Source organism: Gardnerella sp. DNF01157 (genome assembly GCF_049244225.1).
GTDB lineage: Bacteria > Actinomycetota > Actinomycetes > Actinomycetales > Bifidobacteriaceae > Bifidobacterium > Bifidobacterium leopoldii.
In genome coordinates this window covers 54,310-73,340 of sequence record NZ_CP058388.1, presented here as the reverse complement: position 1 = coordinate 73,340, position 19,031 = coordinate 54,310, and the positions used below count along the sequence as shown (strand labels likewise).

Below are 19,031 nucleotides of genomic sequence, written 5' to 3'. Positions count from 1 at the left end.
TACGCTTGTACTTTGGATGAGAATTATGCCGCAATGTGCATGCAAAAACGTAACAACAACGGTACGCTCAGGCGATTGCTGCACACGCTTACAAAGTCACGGTACAAAAATCAATAACAATAGTGTCAAGCTATAGAATAACAGCCTTACAGCTACGCATTTCCTAACGATTCACGCGGAATATACATAGTTTCTACTCGCTGCGATTGAACATCAACATTATGTTCTAACATATCCAAAAAAAGTGCAGCACTAGTACGACCAATGCGCTGAACTTGTTGCGAAATAGTAGAAATACGCGGCGTTGCTAAGCGGAATATTTCAACATCATCAAACGAGATAAGTGAAATATCACTGCCTATCACTAATCCTTCACGAGCCATTACATCCATCACTCGCAGCGCATCTGGCGAATAGCCGATAATAAGCGCTTTTACACCAACGCTAATCATGCGATGCAACACGCTAGCACATGAGGATTGTTCAAATCCCGTAGATTCTACAAATACATGTTCTTCGCCAAATATCTCCGAAGCCACTGTACGAAATACTTGTTCACGTTCTTGCAGTGACGGTGAAGCGATAATTGGACCCGACACGTAGCCAACTGAGCAAAAACCATGTTGTTTAACATCCAATAATGCGTCACGAATACCTTGCTCTGGATCCGAATCCACAACTGGCACATGCGTCAAATCGCCAGTCCGAGGTTCCACATGTCGATCCATAAACATAAGTGGAAGATGCTGCTCCATCAACATTCTCATAGCATCAGTTTCCTCACCTTGAGGCACAATAATCGCACCATCAATGCGTTGAGAAAGAATACTTGTAATAAATGAATCTTGACGAGCCGCACTCTCAGAAGATGTTCCAATAAACGCACAATAGCCGGCATCAAACAACGAGTCTTGCACAGTATACGCAAGCTCAGCAAAATACGCATTGCGTATATCTGGCACAAGTAACCCCACTGTCTTAGTACGAGATGACCGCATCGCCTGAGCGCGAGAATCTGGTATATAACCTAGTTCCGCAACTGCACGCTCAACTTTCGCCTTAGTGTTTGCCGATATACGACCCGTATTATTCAATGCGCGAGAAACAGTTGATACTGATATACCAGCACGTTGCGCAACATCGCGAATCGTAATGTACGACATGACACCTCCAGCTCATCTCTTATGCTCAACCAGTGTTAACAATTTTGCACTGTTATCGATATGTTTTGATTTTAGCTTGTACTCCATGTTTTATACTACGTTTTTCCATATACTCCTCTCGTCGGAGAAAAACAGCACTATGCAACCATGCATAAGAGCCTCTGTGCAATCTTATTCTCAACGAGCAGCTTCATCAGCGCTGAATAGAATCCGCAAATTGAGATAACGTTCCCACAATTGTCGGTTTCTTCAACTTACCTCATGCGGTAACGTTACCGCAACTATAACATTTTGTTAGAATGAACACAAGGGGAACACGCTAAAAATTACTTTTCATGCACTGCGCTATCTTGAATTAAATGCAACATTAAAAAATAATGCAACACTTATCTAACGTTGATGCGCAAAAAAGTTTCGCAAGAGCCTAGCACACTCAGATTCGCATACTGAACCAATGACTTCCGGGCGTGAGCCAACATGAGGATCTCGTAAAATATCCCACACAGACCCACACGCACCAAGTTTGGCATCCCACGCCCCGAAAATCACGCGTTTAAGACGCGTTTGCAGCACAGCCCCAGCACACATAGGGCAAGGTTCAAGAGTTACTACCAGAGTACAGTCAGATAGATTCCAAGATTTACGCGAGATAGCAGCATCTTTCATAGCAAGCACTTCAGCATGAGCCAAAGGATCAGCACTCTGTTCCCGCATATTTGCGCCTTTGCCAATAATATTACCGCCACCATCAAGCACAACTGCTCCAACTGGAACTTCGCCTGCAGAAGCAGACTCTCGAGCCAAATTCAAGGCTTGATTCATTGCAAATACTATCTCATCGCGCATATTCGTGAAATCACTTTACAGATTAATTTACAGATTAAGAAAAAACAAAATCGAATAAATTTACATAAATCTAAGTAAATTTACATAAGCCCAGAAGAAATATCGTGAGTTACGAACCACTTGCGAATATCGCCAATTTCGTTCATATCAACAGCGTGATCCAACCCGCGATAACGACGTTCTTCAAGCCAAGTGTGCTCCTCAAGCCACGCTGCAGCAGCCGAGAATTCGTAAGGAGGAATCACGCCATCCTCTAATCCATAGCCGAAAAATACAGGAGTATTACGCTCAGCTAAATCGTCATCTTTTAAAGCAATTTCAGATGCAGAAGCAGGAACATTAGGAGCTATGAATCCGGAAAGCGAAACGGCTGCACGGTAACGCGCAGGATTCAAACGCAAAACATGCACTGCGAGCGCAGCTCCTTGCGAAAAACCAAATGGCACAATGTCGCGATTTGCTGGAATATTTTCACGCACCCACTCGTCGATTGAGACAGCAGCAGCATACATGTCGTAATCTAAATCTTCTCGCTGCGGCACAGCATCGTGGAACCAACTGTAAGCACCTTCTGCCAGCTTAAGCGGAGCGCGTAAAGCAATTGCATCATTATATGGTGCCACTACTCGCAACAAATCCAATAAATCTTCCTCATTAGAGCCCCAACCGTGAAGAAGCAGAAGCAGCGGATGCGTTGGATGAGCTGAAGCATCCCCTTGCGAATACTGTGCATTTGTAACTTTTAAAGGCTCACCAAAATAACCAGGCACAACATGCGATTCACGACCGATATGAGATTCGTAAGAATTGTTATTTGCATTATTGGTATTTAGTTCATCGTTAGCGTTCATTACATCACCGTCGCTTGTAATAAATAGAAGTTTGTACAATACTCGAGAAGTTTGTACAACATTCGCACTTTTTGCACTGCAGTTGCAATATAGTTGCTTTATATTTGCACTATACTTGCACAAAAGGCCAGAATCGTAAGAGGCAAAACCCTTGCAATTCCAGCCTTTTTGACGAGTGCGAACGGCGGGACTTGAACCCGCACGAGCATACGCTCACTGCCACCTGAAGACAGCGCGTCTACCATTCCGCCACGTTCGCATACAAAGTGCAAGGCTATCATATTTAACATAAATTCGCAATATTTAGCCTAGCATTTTGCGCTCAAAACTACTCTCAGCCTTTTGCACCTTTTTCGTAATAATGAGCAAGAGTTTCATCGCGAAACTCTTCAAAATATCCGCCGTCAATAGAAGCTCGAATATCGTCGAGCAGCTTCACAAAGAAACGCTCGTTGTGAATAGTTGCAAGCGTAAATCCGTTCATTTCACTAGCGCGCAGCAAATGATCCACATACATTCTGGAATAATGCGTACAAGTGTAGCAATCGCAGCCTTCTTCAAGCGGACGCTGATCATGCTTAAACTCAGCACGTTTTACGTTGTAGCGACCATGTCGAGTAAAAATTGCGCCGTTCCTTCCGCAGCGAGCAGGAGCAACACAGTCGAAAGTATCTCCACCATTTTCAACACACGCAAAAATATCGTCAACTGCGGCAATACCAAGCACGTGACGAGGTCGATTTTCCGGCATAGCATCGCAAATCCATGCGCAAGTATCACCAATAATCCGCTTCTCAATAGCGCCGCCGATTCCAACTCCATCAAAATCTAAAGAAGCAATTTCTTCAGCTGCATGCCTACGCAAATCCTCATAATTCGCGCCCTGCACAACGCCGTATAACGCTTGATAAGGCTTGCCAACGCGCTCCTGCGTTAAACGCTGATGTTCAGCAACACAACGCTTAGCCCAGCGGAACGTACGCTCCACCGATTCCTCCTGGTAGCGACGCGTATTCATCAAAGTAGTAAGCTCATCGAAAGCAAACATAATATCCGCACCCAGCTTATGCTGGATTCCCATAGAAATTTCAGCACTAAAACGGTGCTTGGCTCCGTTAAGAGGAGACTTAAAAGTTACGCCATCCTCGTCAACAAAAGCCATGCGCTCCTTACCAGCTGCAATAACATCATCCGACTTCATGCCGGTAACGTCCATTGCAAGAGTCTTCTTAAAACCAGCACCTAAAGAAAGAACCTGAAAACCGCCAGAATCCGTAAAGGTTGGCTTATCCCAGTTCATAAACTTTCCCAATCCGCCAGCTTCGTCAAGAACATCCGCGCCAGGACGTTCGTACAAATGAAAAGCATTTGAAAGCATGCACTGAGCACCCAAATCCTTAATGCTTTCTGGCAACACTGCCTTCATTGCAGCTTGCGTTGCAACAGGTACAAATGCTGGGGTCTGGATATCCCCATGAGGCGTGTGAATTACGCCGGTGCGCCCATAGCGAGCGCCGTCACGACCTTTACCTTCAGCAGTATTGGAAAGTCGCGTTTTAGTTGTAAACGAAAATTCTTTGCGGTCACCAGGTTTCCCCGGCTCAGCTCCGCGTGGATGTTCAAGAAGACTTGTCATAGCATTTACTTTATTAGAAGGCATGACGAGTATAAATAAAAAACACGCACAATTTATATTTTTATGTGGCAATATCCAAATTAATTTGCAAAATTTATGAAATTTACAAGGCAAATTATTTAAAAAATTATAAAAAAACATACTATCTCTTACATAGATAATGGCATGGTTTATTATGGTGTGTTAAGAGTCTTTTGTAAGGAGGATGAATGGCTGACGATATGTATGGTGCAAATCAGCAGGAATCCAATGAAACTGCAAATAATGGATATTACGAGCAGCAGGAACAGCCGACGCAACCAGCACAACCAACGCAAACAACGCAACCAGCACAAACATATAGCCCAGCTCCTGAATTCGGAGCTTACGGCCCAACAAATAACGAAAATGAAGTTGGTACAAACACTACACAGTATCCAGCTAACAATTACGCCGTAAACCAAAATAACGATGCGGATAATACAAATATCAACAATGCTCCTACGCAATACATTGGATCACAAAATTACTACGGAAATAATAATTTTAACGGCTTCGGAAATCCGTATAATTACGGCACAGACAATAATTCTTACCCAAATAATGAAGTTGGCAATCAAACACCAGCGCAGCAGAATTTTAACAATAATGCAAGTAACGAAGAAAATGAAAATATAGCAAAAACAAGCATTATTAGCACAAATGCAGCAAATACAAACGACACAAACAAAAAAGGTAACAAAAGAAAAACAAAAAGCTCTTCGTCAACTGCTTTTGTCGCCATTTTATCCTCCGCAATTTCTGCAATAGTTTGCGTAGTTGTAGTCCTATTTGTAGTCTCGCAAGGTCTTATTTCAATTCCACAAAGCGGCTCTTTCGCAAACATCGGCTCTCATTCTTCTGGCCCTGGGACCGCAGTAGTTAAAGGTGGTCAATCTCCAGATTGGCAAGGAGTTGCAAAAAATGTTTCCGGAGCCGTTGTTTCTATACAAACTCGTTTAGAGAAAGGCATGGGGAAGGGTTCTGGAGTAATCATTGATTCAAAAGGTTATGTTGTAACAAACAATCACGTAATTTCTGATGCAAAAGAAATTCAAGTAACCCTTTCTAATGGTCAAATTTATTCAGCTACATTAGTCGGAGCAGATAAAACTACTGATTTGGCAGTACTTAAATTAGACAATTCACCAAATAATTTAAAGACAGTCCAATTTGCAGATTCTAATCTACTTTCCGTTGGTGAACCAGTTATGGCAATCGGAAATCCGCTTGGATATGACGATACAGCTACCACAGGCATTGTTTCGGCTTTGAATCGTCCAGTATCAGTTATGGACGACCAAAGCCGCTCTGAAATTGTAACTAATGCAGTACAAATTGATGCAGCTATTAATCCAGGAAATTCGGGCGGCCCAACTTTTAACGCTGCCGGAAAAGTCATAGGTATTAATTCTTCTATTGCAGCAACATCAGCTCAAGGGGAAACTACAGGATCAATCGGCATCGGCTTTGCAATTCCAGCAAATTTGGTGAAGCGAGTAGTTACAGAAATTATTAAAAACGGTTCTGTAAAACACGTAGCACTGGGAATCATGATTAAAAGCACAGCAGTTGAGTCCGAAGGAATTACTCGCGGAGGAGCTCAAATTGTTTCTGTCAATCAAGGAAGCCCTGCTGAAAAAGCCGGACTCAAAGCCAATGACACTATTGTTGCCTTTGACGATAAGCCTGTATCCAATAATTACGCACTCCTCGGGTATGTGAGAGCAACAGCGTTCAATCAAAAAGCTACGCTCACAATAGTTCGTAACGGCAACACACTTAAGTTGCAAGTTACATTCAACCAAGAAGAAGCTGCTGTTAATGGCACAAATAAGCAAGAAAAGAAATTAAAGAAAAACCAAAAGAAGCCTAGTAAAAAACGCGGCAGTAAGTCGGACGATGACGACGATGACGATTTACAACAACGTGGAGATGACGATGGTGACGATGGTGGAATATTTGATCCATTCGGTTTCTGGTAAATAAAACCGCATGTTTTACTATTAAAAAGTAAAGCATTGTAATAAAAATGCCCCTAAATAAGTTACTTAACTTACGCAGGGGCATTTTCATAATGTAATTAAATATATTTAAATGTATTTATATAAATGCGCTAATTATTTTTTACGCTCGTATACAATAATTCTTCCTTCTGAGGCCCCTGCTTTCCAAGATGATTTTGTTTTAGCAATAGTACGCTCAGTATAATGGTCAATATTGTAGTTTAAATACACAAAATAATACCAAGGCTTATCTGATTCTGTGACAAAGAATTTAGGTTCTTTCTTTGCTTTGCAAGCATCCACTTCATTTGATGCCTGTTCTTGAGATGGCTGCTCATTTGTAATAAACGAGCTATTCTTATAACTGCAATCAATAAGATTCTTTGAGAAATAAGGATTTGCTGTAATAAGCTGCCACGAATATTGATGAATATCTTCAAATTCAGGAACAATAACATTACCTTGTTTATCGGTTTTTTCGTCTTGATGCAGCCAAGACGTTACGAATCGCATGTTTTCAGCATGATTTTGCTTAATAAATTGCGCAAGTGCGCGCGAACCTGAATAGTCGAATCGAATATCGTTAACGCAAGAATACGCGTTCCAAATCAAGCTTGGGGACAATAAAACAACAGTAATAATGCCAGCAATAACTTTGTTTCCAACAGATTTACTTGCAGATCTACTGTTGCTATTTTCAGCTTTATTTGTATTTTTATTTACAACTTTGAATAATCTAAAAATAATCGTCGGCATATCTTTAGATTCCAGTGACTTACGCGCAATGCACATCCAAAGTTGAGCTACGAAGAATGCAAAAACGATTCCTGCGTGATGCAAAGTGAAATACTGCGTAGCAACTACTGCAAAAGTCAAGTAAGGGAGTATCAAAGAAACAAGCATGCCCCTTCGATAAGTAATTCTTACGGCGAAAGCCCATATTAAAATCGAAATAATAACGCAAATAATCGCGGACGGTACGCTTAGTGTAAGTCTGCGTAAAGAGACATCGCCAGCAAATTGGGTAAACATACTTTCTGATGGCATAACGAAAATAAACGACAAGAATTGCGTAAGAGGAGAATTTCCGTCGAATGTTTCACGTGATGCAAAAGCATTAGCAGCAGGCCAAATGCAAATAATGCTTGCAATTCCAACTAAAGCAAGAATTATCCAGCTTACTAATCTGTTAATGTTAGAGAATATTTCAGCAAAAGCTTTTTTAATTCCTGCAGATTTTGCAGCTCGCCAAATCCAAGCTAAAGCAAAACCTGCCGATAAAGCAATACCGTACGCGCTGATTGCACATAAAAGTACAAGACTTAAAGCGAGTTTCCAAGTATCAGAAGGTTTAGAATCAGATTGTTTCCAATAATGTGCAACCATAAACAAAGCCGCGCAAAGAAGAGCATATGGACGCGAGGTAACGCCATATTGGAAGCACAAAAAATACGTAAATGGAAGCAAAAATACAGCCAATTTACTAAAAGGCGCGCGGAAAATAAGCCAGCCACCCAAAAGCGCAGTACATAAAAGCTGCACTCCTTTAAGACCTATCTCGTATGGCACTCCTGTTTTTGCAGGGATTGAAAGAAGCAAAGTCCAAAGCGGTGGATGGCCTTCATAATGTGGGCGAAGAGTTAACAAATCAGCAAACGAAGAATCGCGTGCAATAAGCCAACTTTGAGCTTCATCGAACCAAGGCTCATGGAAGCACATCACTACTACAACAACAGCCATGTACGCAATAAAAATAATCGCGCGCGCATGTTTTACGAACCATAGTTTATTTGGAATATTTAAAGTTTTAGTCGTATCCGTAGTTGCAGTTGCATCTGTAATAACTGCATTTGTATTCACAGTAGTATTTTCGCTCATAGTTGTTCTGTTTTCGCAGCCAAACGACGAGCATTAGCAACAGCGTACAAACTAATGCCTGCTGCAACAGAAGCGTTAAGAGATTCAACCGCGCTAGAAATTGGGATTCCAGCAATAGCATCGCACGCTTCTCGTGTAAGGCGACTCATACCCTTGCCTTCAGAACCGAGCACAACAACTAACGGGTCAGTTTCAAAACCAGTTTCTCCAACAAGCTTATCGCCTCCGCCATCAAGACCAATTGCATACCATCCGCGCTCACGCAAACTTTGAATTGCCTTATTTAAATTCACAACTCGAGCAACCGGCAGATGAGCTGCAGCACCGGCAGAAACCTTCCAAGCGGCAGCAGTTACGGAAGCACTTCTGCGCTCAGGCAAAATTACGCCATTAGCACCAAAAGCCGCTGCAGAACGAATAACAGCACCCAAATTTTGAGGATCTGTAACGCCGTCCAAAGCAATAAACAATGGTCGAGCATTAATGCGAGCAGAATCTGAATCAGCAGCTTCCATTGCGCGCGCCTTCTTTTCAGCGCGTTCAACTAACTCTTGCAAAGAGTGATACTGGTAAGGCTGAACTTTCAAAATAATGCCCTGATGATTCGTGCTATGTGCAATACGATCCATCTCAAGGCGATCTGCTTCAAGCAAACGCAAACCTTGCATGCCTGCTAACTTCACGATCTCGCGCGTGCGATCGTCGTGCTCAATGCGATTAGCTACATACAATTGCGTGCTTGGAACTCCAACTCTTAAAGCCTCTAAAGCAGCATTGCGACCAATTACCAACTCGTCTGAATCGCTACCAAGCTTATCCACGCGACGACGCGCAGCCAAACGAGGATCCGCAAACGTGCGCTTAATAGCAGCCTTCTTAGCAAAATAAGCTTTGTGATACACGCGATCTTCAGCCTTCGGAGTAGGCCCTTTTCCGCGTAAAGCATTGCGATGTTTTCCACCCGATCCCTTGGTCGGTCCTTTTTTCGTAGTCATACTCCTATTCTCACATGCCCCCGAGGCATTGCTATTAATGGCTTTCTGGAGTCGGCAAAATTTGCTGATTCTAAGCTCGGCGCGTTGTATGGCATAATAGAACGGTACTTAATTGTTGCAAACTATTGCAATATTCCACAACCGCGCAATAGTTACAATACGAAGCGCTAAAAATAGCGTTAGCATTGCGATTATTGACTACTCCGCGGCACTCCCAAGGGGGAAGATATGGTTGATCACGCTCTTGATCAATCCAATAAAACGGCTGACGCTTCAGCTAATAGCAAAGATCCATCATTGTGTGATGTTCAACAAGTAGCTAAATCGCTTAACGTAGATATTTCATGCGGTTTAAGCTCTGAGGAAGCCGCAAAAAGACTTGATCAATTCGGTCCGAATGCGCTTGCTGCTGCTCCTAAAATTCCAGCATGGAAACGATTCCTTGATCAATTTAAAGATCCGCTCGTTTACTTGCTTATTGCAGCAACTATTATTTCTGCAATCGCGTGGTTTGTTGAGCGCGCACAACATAAAGGAAACAGCGGTGGAGAGATTCTGCCGTTTGATTCAATCGTAATTATCATTATTTTGATTGCAAATGCAGTTCTTGGCTACATTCAAGAGTCGCGGGCAGAAGAAGCAGTCGAAGCTTTAGCTAGAATGAGCGCTCCGCAAACTTCAGTTTTGCGCGATGGTAGCGTGGTGCGCATTAATACTGCAGAAGTTGTGCCAGGCGATATTTTAGTGCTTGGCGAAGGCGATGCCGTGTCTGCAGACGGTCGACTTATAGCAGCAGCCTCCTTACGCGTAGCAGAAGCAAGCCTTACAGGCGAATCTGTAGCAGTAAGCAAACGCCCAAACACACTTTCGTCTGCAAAAGCTTTAGGCGATCGTACAAATATGGTTTTCAACGGAACTGCTGTTACGCAAGGAACCGGTCGCGCTGTAGTCACCTCTACAGGCATGCGCACACAAGTTGGCAAAATCGCGGATATGCTTTCAAAATCAGATGACGAAGCAACACCTCTCGAGAAAGAAATGGTACACGTTTCTAAAGTTCTTGGAATTGCGGTGTGCATTATTGCGGCTGTTGTTCTTGCTTCCATGTGGCTGATTGAAGGCTTCCACAGTATTCAAGATATTATTGATTCTCTGCTGCTTTCTGTTTCCCTAGCTGTTGCTGCTGTTCCAGAAGGTTTAGCTGCGATTTTGACAGTAGTTCTTGCGCTTGGCGTGCAACGAATGGTGAAGCATCATGCTGTTGTAAAAAAGCTTTCATCCGTGGAAACACTTGGTTCTGCTTCTGTTATTTGCTCCGATAAAACAGGTACTTTAACTCGAAACGAGATGACTGTTGAGCGCGTAATAACACCTAGCGGCGAAGTTCAGCTTACAGGAAGCGGTTACAAGCCTGAAGGTCGTATGATATTAATTGGTTCTGTAGATGCTGACTTAGCAGTGCCGCAAAATCTTGCTACAGAAGTATTAGGCGCGTTAGGCTCCGGATGTTTAGCTAACGACGGCGATTTACACTATGACGAAACTACTAAAAGTTGGCAGCCTGTGGGAGACCCTACAGAAGTTTCGCTAGTAGTAGCAGCGCGTAAAACAAAGGCAGACAAACGTTACGCTCATTTGACTCGAGTTGCGGAAGTACCTTTTACTTCTGAACGCAAACGTATGTCTGTTGTCGTTAAAGATGGTTCGGATTCTGGAAATCTGATTGTTTGTGCTAAGGGCGCTCCGGACGTGCTGCTTTCTTATTGCACGCGTATTGCAGTAGCTGGTGCCGTGCGTCCGCTTACTGACGGCGATCGCGAAGATATTTTAGCAACTGTTGAGCGTCTTTCCGGAGAAGCCTACCGCACGCTTGGAATGGCTTATAGGCCGCTTGGAGTCGATAGTCTTTCAAAAGTTGATGGCATGGTTTCTAACGCTGCAGGTCAAATCGCGGACGTCGCAGAACAAAGTGACGTACTAGAATCTGATTTGATTTGGAACGGCATGGTTGGAATTATTGATCCTCCGCGAATTGAAGTTCGAGATAGTGTAGCTCAAGCTCATCGCGCTGGAATCCGCACTGTTATGATTACAGGCGATCATCCTCTTACGGCTACGCGTATTGCTCGAGATCTTGGAATTATTGGAAAAGATGAGCATGCGCTTACAGGCGACGAACTTGACGAGTTGCTCTCACGCGACGACGACAACATTGCTTTTGATGAAGCAATCAGTAAAACTAGCGTGTATGCGCGAGTAGCTCCTGAGCACAAGTTAGCTATCGTTTCTTCGCTTCAACGTCAAGGGAATATTGTTGCGATGACAGGCGATGGCGTGAACGATGCTCCTGCAGTAAAATCTGCCGATATTGGCGTAGCAATGGGCATTACGGGTACAGAAGTAACTAAAGAGTCTGCCAAGATGATTTTGGCTGACGATAACTTCTCTACAATTGTTGCAGCAGTGCGCGAAGGTCGCGGAATTTTCGACAATATTCGTAAATTCTTGCGATACTTGCTCAGTTCTAACGTTGGCGAAGTTTGTACGGTTTTCGGCGGCGTAGTTTTTGCTGGCGCGCTTGGAATTACGCAGCCAAACTCTGTTGGAGTTACTTTGCCTTTGCTTGCAACTCAGCTTTTGTGGATTAACTTGCTTACGGATGCAGCTCCTGCACTCGCGATGGGCGTTGATCCGCAAACTGACGACGTAATGGATCGAAAGCCTCGAAAGCTTACCGATAGTGTTATTGACCGACGAATGTGGGGAGATATTGTATTTATCGGCATAATCATGGCTGCTATTACGTTAATTGGCATGGATATGCATTTGGCAGGCGGATTCTTTACGGACCGTTCTGTTGGAATTATGGATCACGCTGCTCAGCTTACTCACGCTCGTACAATGGGCTTCACGATTCTTGTGTTTGCGCAAATGCTGAATGCGTTAGCATCTCGTTCAGACTCACAAAGCGTATTTGTAGGCTTATTTGCGAATCGTTGGCTTTGGGGTGCTATAGCAATTTCTGTTGTGCTTCAGTTGGCTGTAATTTACATACCGTTCTTGAACGAGCCATTTGGCACTGTTCCTTTGAGCGTAACGGAATGGTTCGAGTGCCTCGGTCTTTCAATGGTCGTGTTAATTGCTTCCGAACTTAGAAAGTGCTTCTTGCGTTTTCTTGCTAAGCGTAAAGCGGCTAAATCCTTAACTGCAGTTGCTTAAAAAGCAAGCAATTAGCTAAAAAATACCAGCTGATTTATAAATACGCGGTACAGTACGTAGTTTTCTTACATAACCTACGTCTCTGTGCCGCGTTTTGTGTTTTTATTTTCTATAAAATTTTTTGCTGATTGCTCATGAATATTTATTTGTTTTCAGGAAATAGCTTGCATCATACTCACAGACCGCGGCACGCGCTACAATTGTGCGTATTGTATTTTTCGCGCAAAATAGCAATAAATATTTCGTGCGAACAATGAAGTTGCTGATGTATAAGCTTTATTGCAAGGAGATTTGACGTCATGCTGTTGTCTGATCGCGACATTCTCAAAGCTCATGATGAGGGTCACATTGATTTGACCCCGTGGACCCCGGAAATGGTACAGCCAGCGTCAATTGACGTGCGCCTCGACCGTTTCTTCCGATTATTTAACAATCATGCTTACACGTATGTTGATCCTGCAGAAAATCAGGGAGAACTTACAGAACAGTTCGAGGTAGCTCCTGACGAGCCATGGATTCTTCATCCTGGAGAGTTCGCACTCGGCGCTACGTGGGAGTATGTAAAACTTGACGCTACTATTGCTGCACGTTTGGAAGGCAAAAGCTCGCTTGGTCGTCTTGGCATTTTGACACATTCCACAGCTGGCTTCATTGATCCAGGTTTCGAAGGTCATATTACTTTGGAGCTTTCAAACGTTAGCACTTTGCCAGTTAAACTTTGGCCTGGCATGAAGATTGGTCAAATGTGCTTCTTCCAGTTAAGCTCACCATGTGAAAACCCATACGGTTCAGCTGTTAACGGATCACACTATCAAGGTCAGCGCGGTCCAACTCCGTCACGTTCGTATGAACATTTCTATCGTGCTGATTTAAGCGAATAGTATTTTTAGAAAAATGATTCCGTTTTTAGAAAATTAATTCCTAAAATAGCAAGATTTAGAAGAAAAGTAGATAATTCTCAGGTAATTATCAGTTAGCGTTACTGTTCTGCTCAGAATAGTGTGGTTATATAATATTGTCGACAAAAAGACAGGTGCAAAGCACCTAAAAAATTATTCTTTTCTTCTCTCCTTTATTTCCCCGGCGCATAGACGCCGGGGTTAAATTTTTTCCGCACGAAACGCCGAATTAACACTAAAAGGTTGACATTGTCACAGCTACGGCTAAACTTGTGCAACAAGATTGGAGGTTGATGAACATGAATACTCGTTTCTGGCGCAGCTGGCGTAGTTAAAAGCGAGTTCACATATCGGTGTGGGCTTGCTGATTTTAAACAAATCAACGGGGCTATGCCGGATTCATCATCAACATTATTTGAGCTGAATGGCATATAAGCTGCCATCCAGCTTTTTTATTATCTGAGCACACGCCCTTCAAAATTACAAAATAATCAACACAACAAATAACAAACCTAATGCCGATTTCCTCGGCACTCACAAGAAGGGCAAAATTATGGTAAACGCAGTTGAACAAAACATGTATTACGGTGAATTTGGCGGACAGTACGTACCAGATATGATTCGTCCAGCACTCGACGCAGTAGCAGCAGCTTACTTACAATACAAAGACGATCCAGAGTTCCGCAATGAATTGGCGGGATTATTAAAAGATTACGACGGTCGCGAAACACCTTTATACTATGCTGAATCTTTCACAAAATATTTAGGCGGCGCAAAAGTATATTTAAAGCGCGAAGATTTAAACCATCTCGGCGCTCACAAAATGAATAATGTTCTCGGACAAATTTTACTCGCTCAGCGCATGGGTAAAAAGCGCATTATCGCTGAAACCGGAGCCGGTCAGCATGGCGTTGCCACTGCTGCTGCAGCAGCACGATTCGGCATGGAATGCGAAATTTTTATGGGCGCACTTGATTGCGAACGCCAAAAACTTAACGTTTTTAGAATGACTTTGCTCGGTGCAAAAGTTCATGCTGTTCAAGAGGGCACAAAAACTTTAAAAGATGCTGTAACTGCAGCATTTATGGATTATGCACAGCACTTGGATGATACCTTCTACATCGTTGGTTCCGCAGTGGGACCTTACCCTTATCCACAAATGGTTCGCGATTTTCAAAGCGTTATTAGCAAAGAGTCAAGAAGGCAGATCCTAGAAAAAGAAGGCAGATTACCGAATGCTGTAATTGCTTGCATTGGTGGCGGTTCTAATGCAATTGGTTCTTTTGCAGCATATATTGATGATCCGTCTGTACGATTGATTGGTGCTGAAGGCGCAGGTAAAGGTGCTGATACTCCTCAAAATGCTGCTACTATGACGAATGGAAAAATTGGCATTACGGACGGCATGAAAACTTATGTTCTTATGGATGATGACGGTAACGAGCTTCCAGCCTACTCTATTTCTGCAGGATTAGATTATCCTGGAGTCGGCCCAGAACATTCATATTTAAAGGATTCTGGTCGCGCAGAATACTACGCGATCACTGATGATGAAGCAGTTCAAGCTTTCCGCGCACTTTCTAGAGTTGAAGGAATCATCCCAGCTTTGGAAAGCTCACACGCAATAGCACAAGCTATGAAGATGGTTCCAAAGATGAGTAAGGATGACATTGTTTTAGTAACAGTTTCCGGCCGTGGAGATAAGGATGTGAATCAAGTAGCACGCTATCTTGGCATTGAATTATAAATCATTAATTTAGCAACAAATAAAACGAGGCAAATAAAACGAGGCAGTAACTCTCAAAATAAAGTGAGAATAAAAGAAAAGTAAGAGAAGAAGAATACGGCACTTCTGTAGCTAACTTAGCAAACAGAAGTGCCTATTTTCATTTTTAAACAGAATATCCTACTTATTTTTTATGCAAATCAGAACATGCTGAACTAATTATTTTGCACAATTCTTCCATAATTTTGTCTACTGGAGAAGCTGCACGCCAATTCAAATATAACGATCGATAAGGTTTAGGATTCTTAAACTCACGCAACGTCAAACCAATTGGTTGCACAATTGGAGGTACAGTTGCAAGACGCGGCAATAATGTCACATCTTTGCTACCTATAACCATATATCGCAAAGTTTCTAACGACGTTGCCCTAAATTCTGATTGTTTCGCACCTACTTTTTGGCATACATCGAGCATGCTTCTACGCATACAGTGCCCATCTTCTAATAAAAGCACTTTCTGAGTAGACAAATCTGAAAGTTCAATTGGTTTACTCTCGTGGCCTAGCAAAGAATTTGTAGAAGCCGCAAGAAGAAAATCTTCGTCAAAAACATGACACACTTTTATTGAAGGCGCATTCAAACTTTCGCTTAATATAACTGCGTCGACTTGACCACTATCTAGCAAATCAATAAGTTTCGCTGATTTTTCTTCTATAAAACGAATAGTAAGTTTTGGTTTTAAACGCCTGAGTGCAGGCATAATTCTTGGAAGTAAGTATGGTCCTAACGTTGGGAACACACCCAAAACCACTGTAGATGACCATGGATCTTCTGAACGTCTTGCAGCTTGTCGAATACGTGACATATCTGCCTGAATACGTTTAGCGTAATAAACCACTTCCCTCCCAGCAGGAGTTAAGATTTGTTTCCCGGGAGTGCGCTCAATAAGTTCTACGTCTAAAGTCTCTTCAAGTTTTTTAATTTGCGTTGAAAGAGTAGGCTGAGAGACGCGCATACGAACAGCCGCCTTGGTAAAGCTTCCTTCTTGTGCAAAAGCTATTAGATATTCTAACGCTCTAATATTCATAAGACGCCTCCCATTGTTTATTGCATAATAAATTTTATAAATTATTTATTTTGTGGGTTGCGGATAAGATAGTCAAATGCAGATAACGCAGCATTGGCTCCAGAACCATACGCTGTAACGATCTGCTTATACGGTTCGTCTGAACAATCTCCAGCAGCAAAAACACCCGGAGTATCAGTGCATCCAGCGCGATTCGTAATAATTTCTCCTCGATTATTAAGAGAAATATTATTTGCAAGCCAACGAGTATTCGGAGCTAAACCAATTTGCACAAAAACCCCATCGGTTTCAACAATATGTTCTTCGTTTTCATCATTGTCTGCTTTATTGCGATCTATGTAACGTATTGCAGTAACTTTACTACCACTACCTTCAATACTGCTTACTGCAGCACTTGTAATAACTTCAGTGTTAGGTAATTTATGCAAAGCATTAAGCAATACTTGATCCGCTTTAAGCACATCCATGAACTCAATCACAGTAACGTGTTTTGCAACTCCTGCTAAATCAATAGCAGCTTCAACACCAGAATTTCCACCGCCAACAACGACAACATTCTTATCTTTGAAAAGTGGACCGTCGCAATGAGGACAGAATGATACGCCTCTATTCCTATACTCATCTTCTCCAGGAACGCCCAACGTACGCCAAGTCGCGCCAGTTGCAATAATCACTGCACGCGCTTTCAAAGATCCGCCAGAACGCGCATGAATAGTATGTAACCCATATGGTTCCTTAGATAAATCGAGCGAGTCTGCCCAATCAGGAGTAAATACGTCAATATCGTATTGAGAAATATGCTTAGTTAAATCTACTGCTAGTTGAGAACCAGTCGTATGAGTTTGTGAAATATGATTTTCAATACTTTCAGTTTCTACAACCTGGCCGCCACGATGATCCATAATCATAGCCGTACGCAAGCCCTTGCGAGCAGTGTAAATTGCGGCAGCAGAAGCAGCAGGACCGCCGCCAACAATAACAATATCGTATGGATTTTGCGAATTCATTTTTTCTGCGAGCGCAACATTTGCCGAAGAAACGCTATTACCATTATTGCCATCCTCATCCTGCTCAACAGATTTTTCTTGTGATGCAAGCACAGATACAAGTTCGTCAATTCCTGCTCGTCCGGAGGAAATAAGTTTGCCATTTTCAAAAACTGCTGGCACGCTCATTACACCAAGTTTATCTACTTCTTCGCGGAAAGCGCTACCTTCAACTACAGTATGCTGAACTTTAGGGTTAATAATAGAAATGGTGTTAAGCGATTGCACAACTTCTGGGCAATTCAGGCAAGTTACCGACATGTACGTTGTCACATTGTGTGAACCAAGCTTTAGTATTGCATCGCGTTGCTCATCACTAATTTTTGGCGCATAGCCACTTACTTGTAGAAGTGCTAGTACTAAAGAGCTGAATTCGTGCCCTAAAGGCAATCCCGCAAAACTAATCGATACAGTGGATTCTCCATTTACTGGATTATCTAGTTTTCTACGCAATTCAAAGCTTGGCTTACGCTTTACATTGCTAATTTTATTATTATTTACTTCAGAAATACTAATTTTGTCACTTTGTTGAGATACTTCTTCTAGTAAGGATTTAACTTTTTGAGATGTTTCAGAATTATCAACGTAAGAAACGATTTCTATTTTAGATACCATCTTTTTTAGTAATTCTGAAAGCTGAGCAGTTAATGACGCATTCAACAAAGACATAATTTACTTCCTTCGGTAATTTTAGTCACAAGTAAAAATAAGCGAATGCGTAGGAAACTATGAACGTAGCTCCCTACGCATTGAGAATATTCTTTAAAAAGATTCTTTAATATTTAATTGCAAAAATCAGATTTTGCCGACTAAATCGATAGAAGGTTCCAAGGTTTCTTCGCCCTGCTCCCATTTTGCTGGGCAAACTTCGCCTGGGTGCGCTGCAATATACTGTGCTGCTTTAACTTTACGAAGGAGCTCGTCGGCGTTACGACCAATTCCGTCTGCGGTCATCTCAAAGAACTGAATCATACCTTGCGGATCTACGAGGAACGTAGCACGGTGAGCTAAACCGGATTCTTGATTCCAAGCGTCAAAATTACGCGAAAGAGCTCCAGAAGGATCACCCAACATAGTGTACTTTACTTTTGCAATTGCTTCAGAATCGTCATGCCATGCTTTGTGTACAAAATGTGTATCCGTAGAGACTGAGTAAACTTCAACGCCTAGCTTTTGCAATTCCTCATAGTGGTTTGCAAGATCTTCCAATTCAGTTGGGCATACGAATGAAAAATCAGCTGGATAGAAGAAGAAAATTGCCCATTTGCCAAGAACATCAGTATCGTTTACTTCAACAAATTCGCCATTCTTATAACCATTTACTTTGAATGGAAGAATATGTGTGTTCATTAAACTCATATCATTCTCCTAAATAGGTCATTTGCGCCTTCGTTGCGCTTTTATTTTCATTATTAAGAATAGATTATGGCTATTGATAATTCTAGTTATATAGATGTTTTCTATGGCTCTTATACACATCGTCAATGATTTTAGTAAACAAAAAGGAGCAACAACATTTATTTAGAAGTATGGACTTTTGTTTATGTAGACTATACAATTGACGAATTGTGTAGAATAGCAATTGTGGCGGCAAAATAAATTTCGATTAATTTATATAACGCACGTAGTTAACAAAGAGGTGCTACAAATCGTAAACAGTC

Annotated in this window: 13 protein-coding genes and 1 tRNA gene; 4 read left to right on the top strand and 10 right to left on the bottom strand. The window is 42.2% G+C overall.

Annotated elements, in window-relative coordinates; all coding sequences use genetic code 11:
• Nucleotides 1-152: 152 nt before the first annotated feature.
• The 5 genes from HXT38_RS00280 to tgt form a co-directional block, all read right to left on the bottom strand.
• Entirely contained in the window at nt 153-1,163 is a 1,011-nt protein-coding gene (locus HXT38_RS00280; protein ID WP_004106183.1) for a LacI family DNA-binding transcriptional regulator, read from the bottom strand.
• Between the two features lie 390 nt (nt 1,164-1,553).
• Nucleotides 1,554-2,009, bottom strand: a complete 456-nt coding sequence (locus HXT38_RS00275) for a nucleoside deaminase (protein WP_112928821.1) — start codon at nt 2,007-2,009, stop codon at nt 1,554-1,556.
• 80 nt (nt 2,010-2,089) lie between these two features.
• Entirely contained in the window at nt 2,090-2,860 is a 771-nt protein-coding gene (locus HXT38_RS00270; protein WP_421789061.1) for an alpha/beta hydrolase, read from the bottom strand.
• A gap of 176 nt (nt 2,861-3,036) precedes the next feature.
• Nucleotides 3,037-3,119 (bottom strand) — tRNA-Leu (locus HXT38_RS00265).
• Nucleotides 3,120-3,194: 75 nt separating this feature from the next.
• A complete protein-coding gene (gene tgt, locus HXT38_RS00260) occupies nt 3,195-4,520 on the bottom strand; it encodes a tRNA guanosine(34) transglycosylase Tgt (RefSeq protein ID WP_004106178.1) in 1,326 nt (441 codons plus the stop codon).
• Nucleotides 4,521-4,705: 185 nt separating this feature from the next.
• Between tgt and HXT38_RS00255 the strand changes: the two genes are divergently transcribed.
• Nucleotides 4,706-6,499, top strand: coding sequence for a S1C family serine protease (locus HXT38_RS00255; RefSeq protein WP_112928824.1), 1,794 nt, complete (start codon nt 4,706-4,708; stop codon nt 6,497-6,499).
• A gap of 135 nt (nt 6,500-6,634) precedes the next feature.
• Here the strand turns inward: HXT38_RS00255 and HXT38_RS00250 are convergent, their stop codons facing one another.
• Together HXT38_RS00250 and rlmB are read right to left on the bottom strand one after the other, a co-directional pair.
• Entirely contained in the window at nt 6,635-8,398 is a 1,764-nt protein-coding gene (locus tag HXT38_RS00250) for an ABC transporter ATP-binding protein (protein ID WP_421791832.1), read from the bottom strand.
• A complete protein-coding gene (gene rlmB / locus HXT38_RS00245) occupies nt 8,395-9,393 on the bottom strand; it encodes a 23S rRNA (guanosine(2251)-2'-O)-methyltransferase RlmB (protein WP_004106172.1) in 999 nt (332 codons plus the stop codon). The genes HXT38_RS00250 and rlmB overlap by 4 nt, the downstream gene beginning before the upstream one ends.
• Before the next feature lie 228 nt (nt 9,394-9,621).
• On the opposite strand from rlmB, the gene HXT38_RS00240 reads away from it, so the two are divergent.
• The 3 genes from HXT38_RS00240 (at nt 9,622) to trpB (ending at nt 15,258) form a co-directional block, all read left to right on the top strand.
• Nucleotides 9,622-12,612, top strand: coding sequence for a cation-translocating P-type ATPase (locus tag HXT38_RS00240; protein ID WP_101885806.1), 2,991 nt, complete (start codon nt 9,622-9,624; stop codon nt 12,610-12,612).
• 299 nt (nt 12,613-12,911) lie between these two features.
• Complete coding sequence (gene dcd / locus HXT38_RS00235) at nt 12,912-13,493, top strand: dCTP deaminase (RefSeq protein ID WP_004119774.1); 582 nt, start codon at nt 12,912-12,914, stop codon at nt 13,491-13,493.
• Between the two features lie 571 nt (nt 13,494-14,064).
• Nucleotides 14,065-15,258, top strand: a complete 1,194-nt coding sequence (gene trpB / locus HXT38_RS00230) for a tryptophan synthase subunit beta (protein ID WP_004106157.1) — start codon at nt 14,065-14,067, stop codon at nt 15,256-15,258.
• Between the two features lie 163 nt (nt 15,259-15,421).
• On the opposite strand, the gene HXT38_RS00225 is transcribed toward trpB, so the two are convergent.
• The 3 genes from HXT38_RS00225 to ahpC form a co-directional block, all read right to left on the bottom strand.
• Nucleotides 15,422-16,324: a LysR substrate-binding domain-containing protein gene (locus HXT38_RS00225; RefSeq protein ID WP_004106155.1), complete on the bottom strand. Its 903-nt coding sequence runs from the start codon at nt 16,322-16,324 to the stop codon at nt 15,422-15,424.
• A gap of 41 nt (nt 16,325-16,365) precedes the next feature.
• A complete protein-coding gene (gene ahpF, locus HXT38_RS00220; protein ID WP_004106153.1) occupies nt 16,366-18,039 on the bottom strand; it encodes an alkyl hydroperoxide reductase subunit F in 1,674 nt (557 codons plus the stop codon).
• Between the two features lie 126 nt (nt 18,040-18,165).
• The gene (ahpC, locus tag HXT38_RS00215) at nt 18,166-18,729 is read right to left on the bottom strand and encodes an alkyl hydroperoxide reductase subunit C (RefSeq protein ID WP_032842454.1); all 564 of its coding nucleotides are present in this window, start codon (nt 18,727-18,729) and stop codon (nt 18,166-18,168) included.
• Between the last annotated feature and the right edge of the window lie 302 nt (nt 18,730-19,031).

Excerpts from the sequence above, each read along its gene's own strand:
- HXT38_RS00280 (WP_004106183.1), bottom strand. The coding sequence starts at position 1,163 with ATGTCGTACATTACGATTCGCGATGTTGCGCAACGTGCTGGTATATCA.
- HXT38_RS00240 (WP_101885806.1), top strand. The coding sequence starts at position 9,622 with ATGGTTGATCACGCTCTTGATCAATCCAATAAAACGGCTGACGCTTCA.
- ahpC (WP_032842454.1), bottom strand. The coding sequence starts at position 18,729 with ATGAGTTTAATGAACACACATATTCTTCCATTCAAAGTAAATGGTTAT.
- HXT38_RS00250 (WP_421791832.1), bottom strand. The coding sequence starts at position 8,398 with ATGAGCGAAAATACTACTGTGAATACAAATGCAGTTATTACAGATGCA.
- HXT38_RS00225 (WP_004106155.1), bottom strand. The coding sequence starts at position 16,324 with ATGAATATTAGAGCGTTAGAATATCTAATAGCTTTTGCACAAGAAGGA.
- trpB (WP_004106157.1), top strand. The coding sequence starts at position 14,065 with ATGGTAAACGCAGTTGAACAAAACATGTATTACGGTGAATTTGGCGGA.
- HXT38_RS00270 (WP_421789061.1), bottom strand. The coding sequence starts at position 2,860 with ATGAACGCTAACGATGAACTAAATACCAATAATGCAAATAACAATTCT.
- rlmB (WP_004106172.1), bottom strand. The coding sequence starts at position 9,393 with ATGACTACGAAAAAAGGACCGACCAAGGGATCGGGTGGAAAACATCGC.
- tgt (WP_004106178.1), bottom strand. The coding sequence starts at position 4,520 with ATGCCTTCTAATAAAGTAAATGCTATGACAAGTCTTCTTGAACATCCA.
- ahpF (WP_004106153.1), bottom strand. The coding sequence starts at position 18,039 with ATGTCTTTGTTGAATGCGTCATTAACTGCTCAGCTTTCAGAATTACTA.
- HXT38_RS00255 (WP_112928824.1), top strand. The coding sequence starts at position 4,706 with ATGGCTGACGATATGTATGGTGCAAATCAGCAGGAATCCAATGAAACT.
- dcd (WP_004119774.1), top strand. The coding sequence starts at position 12,912 with ATGCTGTTGTCTGATCGCGACATTCTCAAAGCTCATGATGAGGGTCAC.
- HXT38_RS00275 (WP_112928821.1), bottom strand. The coding sequence starts at position 2,009 with ATGCGCGATGAGATAGTATTTGCAATGAATCAAGCCTTGAATTTGGCT.